18 protein-coding genes and 1 pseudogene are annotated in these 16286 nt (G+C 65.7%); 6 read left to right on the plus strand and 13 right to left on the minus strand.

Features of this window, described 5'->3' with window-relative positions:
- The 4 genes and pseudogenes from ACFYOW_RS13200 to ACFYOW_RS13215 form a co-directional block, all read right to left on the minus strand.
- Positions 1 to 762 (minus strand): annotated as a pseudogene (locus ACFYOW_RS13200) (cytochrome P450); the annotation flags it as partial.
- A gap of 218 nt (positions 763 to 980) precedes the next feature.
- Positions 981 to 1211 carry a 2Fe-2S iron-sulfur cluster-binding protein gene (locus ACFYOW_RS13205; RefSeq protein ID WP_387287530.1) on the minus strand — a complete coding sequence of 77 codons (231 nt, stop codon included), beginning with the start codon at positions 1209 to 1211 and terminating at the stop codon, positions 981 to 983.
- Positions 1100 to 2095 (minus strand): pyridoxal phosphate-dependent aminotransferase, encoded by a 996-nt coding sequence (locus ACFYOW_RS13210; RefSeq protein WP_387287532.1) that lies wholly within the window; start codon positions 2093 to 2095, stop codon positions 1100 to 1102. Before ACFYOW_RS13210 ends, ACFYOW_RS13205 begins: the two co-directional genes overlap by 112 nt.
- Before the next feature lie 85 nt (positions 2096 to 2180).
- Positions 2181 to 2456, minus strand: a complete 276-nt coding sequence (locus tag ACFYOW_RS13215; protein ID WP_387288795.1) for a hypothetical protein — start codon at positions 2454 to 2456, stop codon at positions 2181 to 2183.
- A gap of 279 nt (positions 2457 to 2735) precedes the next feature.
- Here ACFYOW_RS13215 and ACFYOW_RS13220 point away from each other — a divergent pair, with 279 nt between their 5' ends.
- From ACFYOW_RS13220 to ACFYOW_RS13240, 5 genes are all read left to right on the plus strand, one after another.
- Positions 2736 to 3584, plus strand: a complete 849-nt coding sequence (locus ACFYOW_RS13220; RefSeq protein ID WP_387287534.1) for an SAM-dependent methyltransferase — start codon at positions 2736 to 2738, stop codon at positions 3582 to 3584.
- Between the two features lie 48 nt (positions 3585 to 3632).
- The gene (locus ACFYOW_RS13225) at positions 3633 to 3992 is read left to right on the plus strand and encodes a hypothetical protein (protein ID WP_387287536.1); all 360 of its coding nucleotides are present in this window, start codon (positions 3633 to 3635) and stop codon (positions 3990 to 3992) included.
- Positions 3993 to 4073: 81 nt separating this feature from the next.
- Positions 4074 to 4508 (plus strand): MarR family winged helix-turn-helix transcriptional regulator, encoded by a 435-nt coding sequence (locus ACFYOW_RS13230; RefSeq protein WP_387287538.1) that lies wholly within the window; start codon positions 4074 to 4076, stop codon positions 4506 to 4508.
- 17 nt (positions 4509 to 4525) lie between these two features.
- Positions 4526 to 4948: an organic hydroperoxide resistance protein gene (locus ACFYOW_RS13235; RefSeq protein WP_063037770.1), complete on the plus strand. Its 423-nt coding sequence runs from the start codon at positions 4526 to 4528 to the stop codon at positions 4946 to 4948.
- 15 nt (positions 4949 to 4963) lie between these two features.
- Positions 4964 to 5950, plus strand: a complete 987-nt coding sequence (locus ACFYOW_RS13240) for a zinc-binding dehydrogenase (protein WP_387287540.1) — start codon at positions 4964 to 4966, stop codon at positions 5948 to 5950.
- 15 nt (positions 5951 to 5965) lie between these two features.
- Here the strand turns inward: ACFYOW_RS13240 and ACFYOW_RS13245 are convergent, their stop codons facing one another.
- A complete protein-coding gene (locus ACFYOW_RS13245; protein WP_387287542.1) occupies positions 5966 to 6982 on the minus strand; it encodes an NADP-dependent oxidoreductase in 1017 nt (338 codons plus the stop codon).
- A 158-nt stretch (positions 6983 to 7140) separates the two neighbouring features.
- Between ACFYOW_RS13245 and ACFYOW_RS13250 the strand changes: the two genes are divergently transcribed.
- Complete coding sequence (locus ACFYOW_RS13250) at positions 7141 to 7890, plus strand: LGFP repeat-containing protein (RefSeq protein ID WP_387287544.1); 750 nt, start codon at positions 7141 to 7143, stop codon at positions 7888 to 7890.
- Between the two features lie 12 nt (positions 7891 to 7902).
- On the opposite strand, the gene ACFYOW_RS13255 is transcribed toward ACFYOW_RS13250, so the two are convergent.
- From ACFYOW_RS13255 to ACFYOW_RS13290, 8 genes are all read right to left on the minus strand, one after another.
- Positions 7903 to 8784, minus strand: a complete 882-nt coding sequence (locus ACFYOW_RS13255; RefSeq protein ID WP_387287546.1) for an SDR family oxidoreductase — start codon at positions 8782 to 8784, stop codon at positions 7903 to 7905.
- Positions 8785 to 9178: 394 nt separating this feature from the next.
- The gene (locus ACFYOW_RS13260; RefSeq protein ID WP_387287548.1) at positions 9179 to 10126 is read right to left on the minus strand and encodes an ABC transporter substrate-binding protein; all 948 of its coding nucleotides are present in this window, start codon (positions 10124 to 10126) and stop codon (positions 9179 to 9181) included.
- Positions 10127 to 10184: 58 nt separating this feature from the next.
- Complete coding sequence (locus ACFYOW_RS13265; protein ID WP_387287550.1) at positions 10185 to 11354, minus strand: LLM class flavin-dependent oxidoreductase; 1170 nt, start codon at positions 11352 to 11354, stop codon at positions 10185 to 10187.
- On the minus strand, positions 11351 to 12475 hold the full coding sequence (locus tag ACFYOW_RS13270) for an LLM class flavin-dependent oxidoreductase (RefSeq protein ID WP_387288797.1): 1125 nt from the start codon (positions 12473 to 12475) through the stop codon (positions 11351 to 11353). Before ACFYOW_RS13270 ends, ACFYOW_RS13265 begins: the two co-directional genes overlap by 4 nt.
- 23 nt (positions 12476 to 12498) lie before the next feature.
- The gene (locus ACFYOW_RS13275) at positions 12499 to 13524 is read right to left on the minus strand and encodes an ABC transporter substrate-binding protein (protein ID WP_387287552.1); all 1026 of its coding nucleotides are present in this window, start codon (positions 13522 to 13524) and stop codon (positions 12499 to 12501) included.
- Positions 13521 to 14264, minus strand: a complete 744-nt coding sequence (locus tag ACFYOW_RS13280) for an ABC transporter ATP-binding protein (RefSeq protein WP_387287555.1) — start codon at positions 14262 to 14264, stop codon at positions 13521 to 13523. Before ACFYOW_RS13280 ends, ACFYOW_RS13275 begins: the two co-directional genes overlap by 4 nt.
- Positions 14261 to 15112, minus strand: a complete 852-nt coding sequence (locus tag ACFYOW_RS13285; RefSeq protein WP_357482090.1) for an ABC transporter permease — start codon at positions 15110 to 15112, stop codon at positions 14261 to 14263. Before ACFYOW_RS13285 ends, ACFYOW_RS13280 begins: the two co-directional genes overlap by 4 nt.
- Before the next feature lies 1 nt (position 15113).
- Positions 15114 to 16151 (minus strand): NrtA/SsuA/CpmA family ABC transporter substrate-binding protein, encoded by a 1038-nt coding sequence (locus tag ACFYOW_RS13290; RefSeq protein ID WP_387287557.1) that lies wholly within the window; start codon positions 16149 to 16151, stop codon positions 15114 to 15116.
- Between the last annotated feature and the right edge of the window lie 135 nt (positions 16152 to 16286).

Below are 16286 nucleotides of genomic sequence, written 5' to 3' on the forward strand. Positions count from 1 at the left end.
GACGATCAAATTCTGCTGCGGCTCGATCCCCGCGCCGTAGAGAACGACGAGTTGGTGGATCAACTCCATATCGTCGAGCTTGCTGGGATGATGGAGTAGTCGAGTGGCGATGTCGTCACCGGGTTCGGCTCGTTTGAGCGCGATCAACCGCGCCAGCGCCTCGGCGAGCAGCACATTGCCCTGCTCGGCGTCGATACCGTCGAACAGCGCCGCAATACCGGCGGCGACATCCTCCCCGATCTGGGGTGGACAGCCGATCATGGCGTTGACAACCGCGAAGGCAAGCGGGAAGGCGTACTCCTCGACCAGATCGACCGTGCCTGTCTCGGGGAAACTGTCGATCAGTGGGGCGGCGAGGCCCTCGACCGTGGCATGTAGTGCGTGTAGATCGACCTCGCCGATGCTCGCGGTATTGGCCTGCCGGTAGCGGGCATGCTCGATTCCGCTGCTGCGCAACGCATTCGGACGCCATTCCAGGATCGGAAGCACCGGGCAATCGGCCGAGACGGTTTGCTGCCAAGCACGCGGATCGGCCGGAAAATGCTGCGGGTCGTGCAAGATTCGTATCGCGGTGCGATAACTGATCACCAGGGTGGCGGGCACCCCTGGGGCCAGATGCACCGGTACCAGCGCGCCGTAGCGTCGACGCATCTCCCGGTAGAAACGATGCGGATTCGCCGCGAATTCCGCACTGAACAACGCAACCCGCCGATCATCGGGATCGACCGGCGACTGGTGGTGCGGAATCGGACTGGTCACCATACGAGCTGCCACCCCTCTCCTTGGGGCTCTGACAGGCCAGTCATATCCCGCCGAACGTGCGCCTGCGCTATTCGTACCGTTAACGCTGGGCTGCGCACGGCCTTTTGAACCACCGACCAGCCGAGCCCTGGCACAGTAGAACAACAATGGCGAGTGCGGCAGACAAACCGATAGGCAGCGCTCCCCCTCACCGAGTTGACGCCACTCATAGTCACCGACTAGGTACGTGACGAACATCGGTAGTTTCGGATTTTACGAGCGCGACTGTGGTCCGCGACCGAATGTCCGTCATTGGGCGAAGGTTCCCAGGCCGGGTGACCTCGGACCCCACCGGAGTTCAGCGCGACGCGGCAAGCACCGCATCCGTCGCCACGGCATTGCCGACGGTGATCCTGATACCCGTGCCGCAATGCTTGACCTGGATTCCGTCGCGCTCGAAAGCCGAACAAAGCCGGTCGATTTCGGCATTGCCACAGGAATCCAGGTACACGAAATTCGCCGCGCTCGTCGGTACCGCGAAGCCCAGCCCGCGCAATCCGTCGGTGAGCCGACCGCATTCGTGGGTGATCGCCGCGGTGCGCACCGCCAACTCCGCCTCGGCGTCATAACATGCCCGCACACCGGCCTCAGCCAGCGTCGTGACCCGGAAAGGCAGCTGCCACCGTCGAATTCGCGCGATTACCGGGACCGCGCCGAGCGCATACCCGACCCGCAGCGCCGCCAACCCGTATGCCTTCGAAAAAGTCCGCGTCACAACCAGATTCGGATACCGTGCCACCAGGTCGGTCGTGGCCAACCGATCCACGACCGCGACGAACTCGATGTAGGCCTCGTCGAGCACGACGGTGACCGACGGATCGATCCGATCGAGGAAACCCTCGAGTTCGACCTGGTCGATGCGGGTGCCGGTCGGATTGTGTGGGCTGCACAGCACAACCACCCGGGTGTGGGCATCGACGGCATCGACCATGGCGTCGAGATCCTGATGGCCGTCCGCGGTGAGTGGAATCTGCACTGCCCGACCATTGATGGCCTCGGTCAGCAGCGGATAACCGTCGAAGGTCGGCGTCGCCATCACGACACCGTCGCCGGGCGCGACGAACTCGCGCAGAATATATGTGATCACCCCGGTGGCACCCGCGCCGATCACCACCTGCTCGGGCGGCAGGCCGAGCCGTTCGGCGATCATCCCGGGCAGCCGCCGCGGCAGGTACTCCGGATATCGGTTCGGCACTATCCGTGCGCCCCGCAGCGCGGCACGCACGGACGGCAAAGGGCCATAAGGATTTTCGTTGAGCGCGAGCCGATGCTCCAATTCCGAGGTCGGCGACATATCGAATCCCCTCGCTCAGCGTCGATGAATGCGCCCGCACGACTATTCGTGCGGGCGCTCGATTCGAACGGATACTGTACGGTCGCTAGAGCACGGCATTCATGATCGTGCCCGCACTGGTGGCGACCACGCCACCGGCCATCGCACTGGCAATCATCTTCGGCGACTCCAGCCCGCCTCCGGACCATTTCTCCCAGGCGAACCGTCCGCCGCCGTAGGTAATTGCGGTAACCCCGGACAACTGAATCAGCCAGGTGAAATACCGGCCCATTTGCATCAGTTTGTCCGCCATCGGCGGAGCCTCTGGTTCCGGATTACTGACCTCGGCTAGCACAGTGTCGTGTAACGCGGCGAGAATCATGCTCACTTCATGCTCCTTGTCGCATGCCGATGCTGGGAGAAGAACAGACTTCGCAATGGACCGCTGCAACGCGTTGACCTCATGATTCAACCTCATCAAGATCACGTGATGCAGCCGACACACCGGAATCGATCCCCTAATCCAGTCCGAATCCCAGTCTGCCGGACGTTCGCCACCCCTATCCTGAGCGAGGAAAATTCGACGGAGCGGGCCGCCGACCGTGGGCGGCTCGGCGGTTGCGGGCACCCGACGGCCCGCGCACCACAGGAGGGAATCGTCATGCCGGATAGCTGGGCTGAAACCGCCACCGGATTGCCGACCAAAATCGACACGAGTGTGGCTCATGAAGCCCGTGTTTACGATTATTGGCTCGGCGGAAAGGATAATTACCCGGCCGACCGGGCACTCGGCGACGCGATAGCCACCCATATTCCGGCAATCCGCAGTATGGCCCGCGCCAACCGGGCCTTCCTCGGCCGCGCGGTGCGCTACGTCGTCGATGCGGGCGTCACCCAGTTCCTCGATATCGGCACCGGAATCCCCACCGCGGGCAATACCCACGAAATCGCCCAGGCCATCGCATCGGATGCGCGCGTGGTCTATGTGGACAACGACCCCATCGTCCTCGCGCACGCGCGGGCACTCATGTCCAGCACCCGTGAGGGCAAAACGGCCTTTATTCATGCGGATCTGCACGATCCGGCCTCGATCTTGCGCGATCCGTCCCTGACCGCGACCCTGGACCTGAACCGTCCGGTCGCCGTCATGCTGGTCGCGATCATGATGTATTTCCGCGACAGCGACGGTCCGCACGCCATCATCGAGAGCCTGCTGGAATCGATTCCGGCCGGCAGCTTTATCGTGATCACCCATCCCACCGCCGATTTCGACGCCCGCGCCATGGCCAGGGTGGTGGCCTCAGCCGAATCCGCAGGCATCACCTTCAATCCGCGCAGCCACGCCGAAACCGAAACTCTGTTCGCCGGAACCGAAATCGTCGAACCGGGCGTTGTCCCCGTCGTCACCTGGCATCCGGAGTTGATCGGCGACCTATCGGGTCGAATGCAAGCCATTCCGGCGGATCCGGAGTCCGCGTGGTACTGGGCGGGCGTGGGACGCAAGGCCTGACGTTTGGGTCTGCGCCCGTCGGCAACTCCACCCATGAGGTGATCGATCATGGTCAACGATCTGGAGAAGCGGTGGACGGCGGACGAGCGGACCTTTCGCCGGGTGGCGATCTATGTGGCGGCGGTGCTCGCGGTGGCCGCGCTCGTCTTCGTGATCACCGCGATATGGGCGGCCGAACGGACGGTCTGCGCGGCCGCGGAGACGATGCTTTGTGACACCGCGGCGAAAACCGCGATCCTGACCGGACCGACCGTGGTACTGATGCTCGGCGGTATCTGCGCCTTTGTGCAGACCTATCGCGTGTGGCGGCGCGGCCGGAGTTGGCCGATCTGGCAGGGCGCGGGCTGGTTCCTGTTCACCATGATGATCGTCTACCTGGGCATCGGCGGCGGCAGCGTCGCCGGCTGAGCCGCAGGCGACGGTCAGGCGTGACGTGAAGCACAGCCAATTTGGTTGTGCACAATTTAATTGTCCACTACCGTTATGCACATGACCGATCACCTCACCCTCGATGAGCAGCTGTGCTTCCGGCTCTATGCCGCGTCGCGGGCGATGACGGCGGTCTACCGCCCGAAGCTCGAGCGCCTCGGGCTCACCTATCCGCAGTACCTGGTGATGTTGGCATTGTGGGAACGTGACGGTCGCAGCGTGGGCGACCTCTGCGAAGCACTGCTACTCGACTCCGGAACACTGTCGCCACTGCTCAAGCGGTTGGAGGCGGCAGGCCTGGTCGAACGGCGCCGGGCAGCGGCCGACGAACGTCGCGTCGATATCCAACTCACCGAACGCGGCCGCGAACTGCGGTCCGAAGCCCGTTGTCTGCCAACGGAAATGGGCGAGGCCAGCGGCCTGAACCCCGACGAATTCATCGTTCTGCGCGAAACCCTTCGGCGACTTGCCGATTCGCTGATGTCCCACCCCTGATCGAAAGAGAGTCAGACATGACCGTCCTGTACACCGCCGAAGCCCTCGCGACCGGCGACGGACGCAACGGCCACGCCCGCACCTCCGACGGTAAGGTCGACGTCGCACTGGACATCCCCAAGGAGATGGGCGGTAGCGGCGTGGGCACCAACCCGGAACAGCTCTTCGCGGCGGGCTACGCGGCCTGCTTCCACAGCGCGCTGCGCTTGGTCGGCAAGCGCGAAGGCGCGAATGTCGACGATTCCGCGGTCGGTGCGAAGGTCGGCATCGGCCCGAACGACGAGGGCGGCTTCGAGCTGACCGTCACCCTCGAGATCTCGCTGCCGCACCTGTCCCCCGCCGAGGCACAGACCATCGCCGACAAGGCCCACCAGGTGTGCCCGTACTCGAACGCGACCCGCGGCAATATCGACGTCCAGGTCACCCTCGCCGACGACTGAGGAAAGGAATCCACCATGCGTGCCGTAGTCATCGAAAGTTTCGGCGAGCCGAAGGATGTGCTCACCACCGCACAGCAGCCGACGCCCGAACCCGGTGCCGGACAAGTGCGGATCGAGCTGATCCTCGCGCCCATTCACAACCACGACCTGGCAACCATTCGCGGGGTCTATGGCTACAAGCCGCCGCTGCCCGCGATTCCGGGAACCGAGGCCGTTGGCCGGATCGATGCACTGGGATCGGATGTGACCGGCTTGGAAGTCGGTCAGCGCGTTAGCGTTTCCGGCATCCACAATGTGTGGGCCGAGTATTTCCTGGCCAAGGCGACGCAGGTGGTTCCGCTGCCGGACAGCATTTCCGATGAGACGGCGGCGCAGTTGCTCGCGATGCCGCTCAGCTCCCTGATGCTGCTGGAGGATCTGCGGGTTTCGCCGGGCGACTGGATTGCGATCAATGCCGCCAATGGCGCGGTCGGTCGCCTGGTGAATGTGCTTGCGCGGCAACGCGGTCTCAATGTGCTCAACCTGGTTCGCGGCCCGGCTTCGGTCAAGGCACTGCAGGAGTTGGGTTTCGAACCGGTCTTCGATACCGAATCCGAGGGCTGGCTCGACCGGGCAGTCGCGACGACGGCGGGTGCGCCGATCGTGCGCGCCGTTGACCAGGTCGGTGGGCGGGCTGCGGATGCGCTGCTTTCGCTGCTCGGCCAGGACGGTGAGCTGATCTCGTTCGGTGCGCTGTCCGGTCAGCCGCTGTCCATCAATCCGGGTCCGCTGATCTTCAAACAGGCTGTGGTCAAGGGCTTCTGGGGTTCCAAGCGAGCCGAGCAGACCAGCAGCGAAGAGATGCGGCGCCTCATCGGTGAACTCGTCGCAATGGCGGCGACGGGTGCACTGCGCCTCGATGTCGAGGCCGTATATCCGCTGGAGTCCGCCGCCGATGCCGCCGCCGCGAGCGAAACACCGGGGCGGTCGGCCAAGATCGTGCTGTCGCCGCAGCCGGTGTAATCCGATCCGGGTCCGCTATCCGACCCGCACCACGAGTTTGCCGAAGTTACGGCCCTCGAGCATGCCGATGAAGGCCTCGGGTGCATGCTCGAGGCCGTCGACAATGTCCTCGCGGTAGCGGACCCGGTCCTCGGCGATCCAGCCGGACATCTCGTGCAGGAAGTCCTTGTACATCTCCCGGACGAATTCGGTCTGGATGAATCCGCGCACCGTGAGGCTCTTGGTCAGAATGCGACCGTAGAAGCCGGGCAGACGATCCGGTCCCTCGGGTGCGCCGGTCGCGTTGTAATTCGCGATGAGTCCGCAAACAGGTACGCGCGCATAATTATTCAGTAGCGGATACACCGCGTCCGCCACCGCGCCACCGACATTTTCGAAATAGATATCGACGCCGTCGGGCACCGCGGCGCGCAGTTGATCGGCGAAATCCGGTGCGCGATGGTCGATTGCGGCTTCGAAGCCCAATTCTTCACGTACATAGGCGCATTTCTCCGGACCACCCGCAATGCCGATCGCCCGCACACCCTTGATACGGACGATCTGGCCGACGGCGGAACCGACCGGGCCACTGGCCGCGGCGACCACCAGGGTCTCCCCCGCCTTCGGCTGCCCGATCTTCAACAGCCCGGAATACGCCGTGAATCCCGGCATACCGAGCACACCCAGCGCGGTCGATATCGGCGCTTTGTCCGGATCGAGCTTGCGCAGCCCCGACGCGGACGCGACCTGATGCGTCTGCCAGCCCGAATAGGCCTGCACCACATCACCTTTCGCGATCGACGGATCCCGGGATTCCAGCACCTCGGCGACGGTGCCACCGACCATCACATCGCCGACCTCTACTGGCGCCGCGTACGACTTGGCGGCACTCATCCGCCCGCGCATATACGGATCGAGGGATAAATACAGGGTGCGCAGCAGCACCTCGCCCTTGCCGGGCTCGGGAAGCGCCGCGGTCTCGATGCGGAAATTCGCCGGGGTGGGTGCGCCCTCCGGCCGGGATGCCAGCACAATCCTCGTCGAGTGGACCATATGGCTTACCCTATCGCTGGCCACTCAGCGAAGCACGGAATCGCTAGGTTGGCTAATGGATATCGCGCTGCCACCGATAGAGGACTGTCGACTCCCCTGACGACAGTTCGCGGCTTCACCGAAGTTCGTATTCGACTACGACCTGCTCAGGAGTTCAATTGGCGCCGCAATTTCGCACCGCACACCCCGCGCGGACAGCACTCACATCGACCACCGCCGCACTGGCCCTGCTGCTGAGCGTCGGCCTCGGCACCGCAACCGCTCGCCCCGTCGGTCCGTTCGACGTCGGCGGCGCCATCGAGGTCGAATACGACCAGGTGGGCGGCCCCGGCGCGCTCGGCGACCCGACCGCACCCGAAGCCGATGCCGCCAACGGCGGCCGCTATCAGACCTTCGAACGCAATGCCGCGATCTATTGGCATCCCGATACCGGCGCCAATGCGGTCGGCGGCGCGATCCGCGACAAATGGCGTGACCTCGGCTTGGAGACGGGGGTGCTGCACTACCCGGTCACCCGTCAGCAATCCACACCGTCGGGATCCGGCGCCTACAACATTTTCCAGGGCGGGTCCATCTATTGGTCACTCGGCACCGCCGCGCACCAGATCGGCGGCGCGATCCGCGACAAGTGGGCGGCCTACGGCTGGGAGAGTGGTGCGCTCGGGTTTCCACTGACCGACGAGGCGGCCGCGCACGCGGACAACGGGCGCTACAACCTCTTCCCCGGTGGCGCGATCTATTGGTCTCCGCGTACCGGTGCGCATGTCGTCTGGGGTGCGATCCGCGATCTGTGGGTGTCCAATGGCGCGGAATCCGGGCGTTACGGGTTTGCGACGGGCGAGGAATACGACTACCAGGGTGGGAAGGCGCAGGACTTCCAGGGCGGTCGGATCACCTGGCAGCCCTGATGAAGACAGACCCTAGTCCTCGCCCAGCGCCTGCGTCCGGGCGCTGAGCGAACGACCCAGCCCGGCCACCTCGGCATCCATATCCGGCAGCCACGCCGGGGTGGTCTTGCTGCCCGCCCGCTCGGCGGCCGGCGTCTGCAGCAGCGGCCTCAGCCAACGCAGCGCGCCGACCCAGGCGGGCACATTGATCCGTCTGGCGCGCCGTTCGATTCCCCGCTCGAATCTGGCAGCGCACTTCTGCACCGAGGTCGTCTTGCGGATCGGCCTCGGCAGTGCGGCGAGCGCTCGCCCGACCGCGGGCAGGTCGGCGAAACTTTCCCGCACGAGCGGGGTGTCGATCCACGACATATGCGCGGACCCGACATCGACGCCGCGATGCGCGACCTCGAGCCGCAACGCGTTCGCGAAGTGCTCGACCCCGGCCTTGGAAGCGCAGTAGGCCGTCATCCCCGGCATCGCCAGATAGGCCGCAAGGGAGGAGACGATCAGCACGTACCCGCGCCGCTCGATGACCGCAGGCAGGGCGGCGCGGACGGTGTGGAAACAACCGACAAGGTTGACCTCGATCACCCGCCGGAAGGCGGCGGGGTCCACCATCAGGACCGAGCCGTAGCTGGCGATTCCCGCGTTCGCCATGACGATGTCGATGCCGCCGAACCTCTCGATCCCCTGCGCGACCGCGGCCTGCATCGCCGCGAAGTCGCGCACGTCGGCAGAGACCGCCACCACGTGCTCGTCGCCGCCGAGTTCGGTCGCGAGCTCACGCAGCGGGGGCAAGTCGACATCGATGAGTACGAGGCGCGCGCCTTGCGCACGCAACCGTCGGGCGACCTCTGCGCCGATGCCACGCGCACCGCCGGTGATCAGTACGACCTTGCCGGTGAAGGCGGTCATAGACATGAAGTCTAAACCGTCCGCTACCTGACAGCATCCACATCGCTCAATCGTCACGGACCTGGGCCGCTTCCCTGTACCCGTGACGGTCCAGCGCCCTCACCAGTTGGATGCACAGCTGCAATCACCACCACGGCCACACCGCACTCGGCGGACACCCGCGTTCCCAACCTCAGGTCTCATCAGCACGTTCTCGCCGCGGCGCGGCATACGGTCCAGCCGTCGCCGTCCGGACGCGGTACTCGGGTCCACGTCGTCGTGCCGCCGGTGCGTAGTAGGTTATGCCAGCTCATCGACCGGCATGCGATCCCGCGAGCAACCGGGCAACCCTCCCCACAGCCGGGCAGCGTAGGTATACCCGGCTACGAGACGTGGTGCCCGCTGCGTCACGGCGTCAGACGGATGCGCTGGCTTTGGTCGCCTCGACCGCCTCCCCGATCCAAGGCAGCACCGCATCACGGACCCGGATCGTGCGCGGCAGTAATCCGTTGGCCGCCAACAGGTCCGCGGCGTGCTGTTGTTCGTCGAGGAAGTCTTCGGAGACGGCGTTGACGCCGAATGGCCTGCCGCGCAACGCCGCTTCCCATGCGTCGAGGTCGGCCTTGCCGCCACGGGCGACGACATCGTCGACGAAATACTGGGCGGCAGCGCGCGGGTTGGCGGTGATCCAGGCGTCGGATTCCTGCAGCGCTCCGATGATCGCAATCAGCGCGTCGCGATTGTTCTCGGCGACATCGCGGCGAGTGAACCACAGTGACGGGTGGCTGAAGACGGATTCGGTATCCACCAGAGTGTGCAATTCGGTGATGGCCTCCACCGCGGTCAGGCCGGGATACGCGCCGACCCAAGCATCGAGGTCACCTGCCAGCAGGGCATCGCCGCCATCGCGCACATCGGTATCGATGGGTTCGACATCCGACCAGGTCAACCCCACCTTTTCCAGGGCGAACAGCAGCAGCGTGGTCTGCCAGGAGCCGTGCGCGATACCGACGCGCTTACCCTTCAGGTCCGCCGCGCTGCGAATTCCACTGTCGGCCTTGGTGACCAGCCTGCCGTTCTCCACGCGCGGCCCCGAAATGCCAACGTAGACAAGGTCGCGACCGTTGGCGAGGCCGGTAACCGGCGGCGTGAAGCCGGTGCCGATGAAGTCGTAGCCGCCCTCGGTGAACAACCAATCCGAATGCAGCGACGGCAGGCCCTTCTTCGGATCGACGCGCTCCGCAGCCGCAAGCGTGCGCAGGTCGACCCATTCCACATCGGGCAGTGCGGCCTCCAGGATGCCGCGGTGGCGCAGGACGAACAGGGAGTTGTTGTGTGGGAAGTAGCCGACACGAAGGGACATGTGGATGCTCCTGAAATCGAAGAAATAGGTTGTGGTGAAACGAGATTCGCCGCAGCGGCTATCGGGAAAGGGATAGTGCCGATGTGGGCTCCGGCGCGGTGAGCCGGGAACGGCCGAGCAGCGGCAGCACTTCCTCGCCCACCCGGTATGCCTCCTCGAGGTGCGGATTGCCCGCGAGGATGAAGGCATCGACACCGAGGGCGATCAGCTCGTCGAGGCGCTGGGCGACCTGTTCGTAGCTGCCGACCAAGCCGAAGGCCGGGCCGCCGCGAATGAGGCTGAATCCACACCAGACATTGGGCTGGACCTCCAGATCACGGTAGCCGGTAATGGTTTCCGGCACCCAGCCCTTGATTCGGGCGGCGCCGACCGAATCACCCTGTGCCGCACGGTTCGCGGCATCGCGGTCGACGAACGCCCAGCCCTGTTCGATCTCCGCCCAGGCCGCCTCCGCCGTGTGCCGCGCGACGATATCGATGCGGACCGCGAATTTCGGCGTCCGGCCGATGGTTTCGGCATGGGCGCGGACGCCGTCGAATTTGGCGCGCAGATCGGCATAGGGCTCGAGCCAGGACAGGTAGTAGTCGGCGTGGCGGCCGGCGGCCTGGACGGCGGCGCCGGACGAGCCGGAGAAGTACACCTCCGGAAACGGCTGACCGGCCAGTCCCGGCGCGAGCGCCGCGCCATCCGTGCGGAAGAACCGGCCGTCGTGATCGTACGGATCGCCGTCCCATACCCCGCGAAGTACGTCGAGGAATTCGCTGGTCCGCGCGTAGCGGTCGTCGTGGGAAACCTTATCGCCCCACCACAATTGGGCGGGTCCGCCACCGCCGCTGATGATGTTGTAGACCAACCGGCCACCGGTCGCGCGCTGCAGGCTGGCCGACATCCTGGCGGCCTGCACCGGATGCAGGAAACCGGGCTGGAACGCGACCATGAACCGGTAGGTGGTGGTCTCCCTGGCCAGCGCCGCCGCGACCGCCCACGGGTCGTCGGTGACCGGGAACGAGGGCAGTAATCCGCCCAGGAATCCGGCGGATTCGGAAGCCTTGGCGACCGCGGCCATATGGTCGATGTAGCCGTAGCCGTCGAGCCGACCGTCGCGGATCGCGGGGGCGATATTGCCGGGGCCGTAGCCATTGGCGTGGCCGCGGTTGTAGCGGCGCGGAGTGCGCAGCGATGCGTGGTCGCCCTCCATGCCGATGCGCCAATAGATGTCGATGGTCATGCCGTGGCCTCCTGCGCTGCCAGGGTGCGCCCGACCGGATCGACGAGATGCAGCAGATGTTCGCCGGTGCGGTGCACTTCCTCGATGTGCGGGTGACCGGAGAGCACGATGGTCTCGATGCCCGCGTCGATGTAGTCCAAGAGACGTCGGGCCACTTGGTCGTAGCTGCCGACGAGGCCGATCGGTTGGGGGTAGCCGAGTTCGGCGAATCCGGCCCAGCGACTGTCGCCCAGGTCCAATGCCTCGGCGGTTCCTTCCAGGGCGACCTCGTTCCACTGACGGTGCACCCGGGCCAATGCCTCCTGCTCGGTTTCCCTGGCGATGACCGGTATTTCGATGCCGGCGCGTACGGTCCCGCCCGCGGCCGTCGCGCGCTCACGCAGTTCCGTCACCGATGTGGTGATCCCACCCGGTGTTTCGGTGAACACATGCACATCGCCGTGGCGGGCCGAGAGTTCGAGAGCCGGCGAGGATGTACCGGACAGATACACCGTCGGGAAGGGCAGACCCGACAGGATGCCGCGGAATCCGCCATCGACGACGTCGTAGTGCTCCCCGTCGAAATCGAATCCGGTACCGGCGAATCCGGCTCCGGGAACGGATGTCTCGTTCCATACGCCACGCGCGACGGCGAGGAACTCCGCCGCGCGGGCATAGCGATCGGCACCGGTAACCCGGTCGCCGCGCGCCCGGGCATCGGCCTCGTCGGTCTCCACCGCGATCCGCCAGGCGAGCCTACCGTGCGAAATCCGTTGCAGCGTCGTAGCGACCTTCGCTGCGTAAACGGGAGTACCGAAGGCGGGATGGAATTCGACGACCACGCGCGCATGTCGGGTGGCGCGCAACGCTCCTGCTCCCACGATCCACGATTCCTCGCCCAGCGGGTCGTAGGGCGCAAGTACCCCGTCGAGCCCGGACAGTTCGGCGGCATGCACGATCTGGTGCAGATCGTCGAACGGACCGAACCGGCCCGGCCGCGGATCAGTGGCCGCGGTGACCGGCGGCGGCGCACCGAAACCGCCTCGCCGGCGCAGCGCGGTATCGGCACGCCTGCCGTCGCCCCGACTGGGCAACCGCCACAGGAACTCCGGCCCACCCGCCACCCGGCCACCACCCCTCATCGAATCGCTGCGCGATGCCGCCCTCATACCGGCACCTTTCCGGACTCGACCAGTTCACGCGCTCGCACCAACGGCTCACGCGCGACCCAGGATTCGAGGTCGAAGTCGGCGGTCAGAAAGCCGTGGGTGTACAGGAACTGCTTCTGGACGCCGATCAACTCCACCCGCTCGTCCGAGAGCGACGGGTGCAAATCCTTGTGGAAGTCCGCGCCGTAGGCGGCGACGACCCCCTCGGGGCCGGAGAGAGTTTCGCGCTGTAGCACCTCGCGAACGCCATCCAGGTTGCCCGCCGCCCAGTCCGCGGCGCGCAGACTCTGGGCAAGGAATCCGATGACGACCTCTGGACGCGCTTGCAGCAAGTCCTCGTGCACGGTTATGGGCCGCGGGGTGCCATTGTTGACGCGCAGCCGCTTGCTCTGGGTGGCGTCCAGATCCACCGCGACGCGGAGCCCGTGCTCGCGGGCGATCTCCTGGGCGCGTGCGCCTTTGACATAGATGGCGTCCACCGCACCGCGCAGCAGCTCCGCTACACCCCAGGTGGTGGTGCGGCGGGCGGACTGGGTTTCGGTGCGCACCTGCGGATTACGTTCGACGCCGACCTCGACGACGGTCACGTCGGCGAGGGTGAGTCCGCCGAGGCGCAGCGCGCTCGCGAAACCGTGCAGGGCCATGGCGCGGGGAAAACTGCGGGCCTGGTCCTGCGCCCAGGCTGGAATGCCGATCCGCAGTCCGGCGAGTTCGGCGGGGGTCGCGATCTCGGACTCCGGTCCAACCAGGATGGCCTGTGCCTCATCGATCCAAGTCAGGCCGATGAGGCGGGTCGGCGAACCCTGTGCGCGAGCGGCGATCGCCGGCACATTTCCGCCCTCCCGGACGAGGCCGGACAGGTCGTGCAGGAAGTGGTGTGCCGCGAGTTCGGGACCCGCGTCCTGTAGGACGCCGAATTGCAGGCCGGACTGGGCGGCGGTATCACCGAGCCAGCCGAGGCTGTGCGCGAGACCGCTCGCGGTCGGTACGGGGCAGCGTGTGTACCACAGGGTTTCGGTCATCGTATGCTCCTGATCGGGTGGATGTCGGGCGATGCGGACTTGCCGACACCGAGCCGGGCGAGGAATTCGGTGTGGTAGCCGACGATTTCGGGATCGGCGCGATCGCGCGGACGGGCAAGGTCGATATCGACATCGACGGCGAAGCGGCCGCGATCGAGGATCAGCACACGATCGGCGAGACGAACCGCCTCGTCGACATCGTGGGTGACCATGAGCACTGCGGGCCTGTGTCGGGCAACCAGTTCGCCGACGAGATCCTGCATCTGTAACCGGGTCAGCGCGTCCAACGCCGCGAAAGGTTCGTCCAGCAACAGCAATTCGGGTTCGCGGACCAGCGCGCGGGCCAAGGCCGCGCGCTGCGCCTCGCCGCCGGAGAGGGTAGCGGGCCACTGCCGCGCCTTACCGTCCAGATGCACCTCGGCCAGCGCCCGCAGCCCCGCCTCCCGATGCTCGCGGGTACGACGCTGGCCGACAATGACATTGGCCAGTACACGCTTGGAAGGGATCAGCCGCGGCTCCTGGTAGACGGTGGTACGGCGGCCGGGCACCAGAACTTCGCCGGTGTCCGGCAGCTCGAGGCCGGTCAGCAGGCGCAGCAGGGTGGTCTTGCCGGTGCCGCTCGGTCCGAGCAGCACCACGAACTCGCCGCGCCGGATGGTCAGGTCGACGCCGTCGAGAACCGTCTTGTCACCGAACGACTTCCGGAGCCCGGTGATCGACACCGCGATGGGGTCGGTCATCGGATCGCCACCTGCTTGCGCCACGGCATCGCGAACTTCTCGATGATCCGCACCACACCGTCGAATACCAAGCCGAGCAACGCGTACAGGACGACGCACAACACCATGTAGTCCGTGCGGTTGTATTCCTGTGCCAGGGTCACCAGATATCCGACGCCCTCTCGCGTCCCGACCTGCTCGGCCGCGATGAGGCCGGTAATGCTGATGGACAAGCACACGCGCAGTGCCATCAGCACTCCGGGCAGTGCCGACGGCAGGATCACCTCGAGCACCAGCCGCGGCCCGGTCAGCCCGAAACTACGTGCGGCCTCGACCATCTTGCGATCCACATTGCGGACCCCGAGATAGGTGTAGGCGTACATCGGCGCAACCGTCGCCACCGCGATCAGCAGGATCTTGTACAACTCGTCGATGCCGAACCAGGCGATGAACAGCGGAACCAGCGCCAGGAAGGGCACCGCCCGCACGATCTGCATCGTCGAATCGACAAGCTCTTCACCGAGACTCGACAATCCGGCGAGCAGGCCGAGCAGTAGCCCGATGCCGACACCGATCGCCACGCCGAGTGCGGCACGGACGAACGACGCCACCGCGAAGTCCACCAACTGACCGCTGTCGAGCAGTTCGGTGAACGCGGTCCACACCTTGGGCGGGCCCGCGAGCACCTGCTCGGAGACAGCTCCGGTGGCCGAACCGATCCACCAGGCGGCGAAGGTCAGCGCGGGCACCAGGAACCGAAGTGGCACGGAAACCCAAGTGGATCTGCGCCTTTCGGTTCGACCGCGTGGTGCCGCGAGCACCGGATCGGATCGGACGGGCCCGACCGCCGGCTCGGTGAGCACCGCCATCTCAGCTGCCCACCTTGACGGCGGCCAACTGCTCCGGTGTCAGTTTCGACTGCAGGTCGTAGAAGATGTCATCCGCGGTGATCTTGCGGGTGACCACGCCATTCGCAACGAAGAGGTTCACCACATCGCTCAAATCAGTGGCATCTGTTGGCGACGGCAGTCGCGGCACGGTGGCCTCGCCGCCGACCCGCACAGCATCGGCCAATCGCGGCCCCGTCAGCGCCCGCGGGCCGGTCTTCTCGAAGACGTTTTCGAAGTCGGCTGGATTGGCGCGCTGCTTCGCGGTAAGTCCTTGCAGCACTTCGAGATACTTCGCCGCGACGCCGGGATGCTTGTCGAGCACTTCGGTGCGGAAGACGACGACGGAGTTGTCCTTGGAACCGATGCTCTGCTCGGTCGCGATCTCGATGCCACCATTGGCCTTCGCCTCCTGATACGGCACCAGGAACGAGGCCCAGGCGTCGACCTTGCCGGTGGCGAATGCCGAGGCGGCATCCTTCTGTTGCAACGGAACCCGGGTCACCTTATCCGCCGGAATTCCGGCCTGCGCCAATGCCTTCAGCAGGATGTATTCGCCCTTGCCCGCTGGATTCACCGCGACCCGCTTGCCGACCAGATCGGCAACCGAATGGATACCCGAGCCCGCGGCGGCAATGATGCCGCTCTGGTCCTTGCCCGCCGGATCCTGCACCGCGACGATCCGCACGCCGACGTCTTTGGACAGCGCGCCGACAACCGGACTGAAGGCCGCGCCGGATACGTCGAGTTCCTTGGTGTTGAACAGTTTCAGCATGGAACTGAAGCCCGGCGTTGTGTTGACCCATTCGATTTTGGCGCCGAGTGGGGCGAGCGCGGCGTCAAAAGTCCCGTCGCGCTTGCCGACTGCGATCGGCCCGGAGTTGCCCGGATCGACCACCTTGAGCACGAAGGACTGCGCGCTGCCACCGTCGCCGCCGGATCCGGAGCCACATCCGGCGACGAGTGCGACGACGGGAGCGATCGCGAATGCGATACGCATGAGGGCTCGCCTGCGGGACATCGTGGAGACTCCTGTTCCGGATTGTCGATCAATGCCTTCGCAGAGTAGGGACGGCGGTGGGCCCCGACGAGGTAATCCTTTCCGTGGATCGGAAAGCTTGACAGAGCAGGCCCCGAATATGTAGCGAGCTTTCCG

This window comes from Nocardia sp. NPDC006982 (assembly GCF_042869435.1).
Taxonomy (GTDB): domain Bacteria; phylum Actinomycetota; class Actinomycetes; order Mycobacteriales; family Mycobacteriaceae; genus Nocardia.

What these genes read in the sequence shown, in the direction of transcription:
- ACFYOW_RS13240 (WP_387287540.1), top strand. Translation starts at nt 4,964, where the DNA reads ATGCGTGCCGTAGTCATCGAAAGTTTCGGCGAGCCGAAGGATGTGCTC.
- ACFYOW_RS13235 (WP_063037770.1), top strand. Translation starts at nt 4,526, where the DNA reads ATGACCGTCCTGTACACCGCCGAAGCCCTCGCGACCGGCGACGGACGC.
- ACFYOW_RS13280 (WP_387287555.1), bottom strand. Translation starts at nt 14,264, where the DNA reads ATGACCGACCCCATCGCGGTGTCGATCACCGGGCTCCGGAAGTCGTTC.
- ACFYOW_RS13215 (WP_387288795.1), bottom strand. Translation starts at nt 2,456, where the DNA reads ATGATTCTCGCCGCGTTACACGACACTGTGCTAGCCGAGGTCAGTAAT.
- ACFYOW_RS13220 (WP_387287534.1), top strand. Translation starts at nt 2,736, where the DNA reads ATGCCGGATAGCTGGGCTGAAACCGCCACCGGATTGCCGACCAAAATC.
- ACFYOW_RS13285 (WP_357482090.1), bottom strand. Translation starts at nt 15,112, where the DNA reads ATGGCGGTGCTCACCGAGCCGGCGGTCGGGCCCGTCCGATCCGATCCG.
- ACFYOW_RS13265 (WP_387287550.1), bottom strand. Translation starts at nt 11,354, where the DNA reads ATGACCATCGACATCTATTGGCGCATCGGCATGGAGGGCGACCACGCA.
- ACFYOW_RS13270 (WP_387288797.1), bottom strand. Translation starts at nt 12,475, where the DNA reads ATGAGGGGTGGTGGCCGGGTGGCGGGTGGGCCGGAGTTCCTGTGGCGG.
- ACFYOW_RS13230 (WP_387287538.1), top strand. Translation starts at nt 4,074, where the DNA reads ATGACCGATCACCTCACCCTCGATGAGCAGCTGTGCTTCCGGCTCTAT.
- ACFYOW_RS13275 (WP_387287552.1), bottom strand. Translation starts at nt 13,524, where the DNA reads ATGACCGAAACCCTGTGGTACACACGCTGCCCCGTACCGACCGCGAGC.
- ACFYOW_RS13225 (WP_387287536.1), top strand. Translation starts at nt 3,633, where the DNA reads ATGGTCAACGATCTGGAGAAGCGGTGGACGGCGGACGAGCGGACCTTT.
- ACFYOW_RS13290 (WP_387287557.1), bottom strand. Translation starts at nt 16,151, where the DNA reads ATGTCCCGCAGGCGAGCCCTCATGCGTATCGCATTCGCGATCGCTCCC.
- ACFYOW_RS13255 (WP_387287546.1), bottom strand. Translation starts at nt 8,784, where the DNA reads ATGACCGCCTTCACCGGCAAGGTCGTACTGATCACCGGCGGTGCGCGT.
- ACFYOW_RS13260 (WP_387287548.1), bottom strand. Translation starts at nt 10,126, where the DNA reads ATGTCCCTTCGTGTCGGCTACTTCCCACACAACAACTCCCTGTTCGTC.
- ACFYOW_RS13210 (WP_387287532.1), bottom strand. Translation starts at nt 2,095, where the DNA reads ATGTCGCCGACCTCGGAATTGGAGCATCGGCTCGCGCTCAACGAAAAT.
- ACFYOW_RS13245 (WP_387287542.1), bottom strand. Translation starts at nt 6,982, where the DNA reads ATGGTCCACTCGACGAGGATTGTGCTGGCATCCCGGCCGGAGGGCGCA.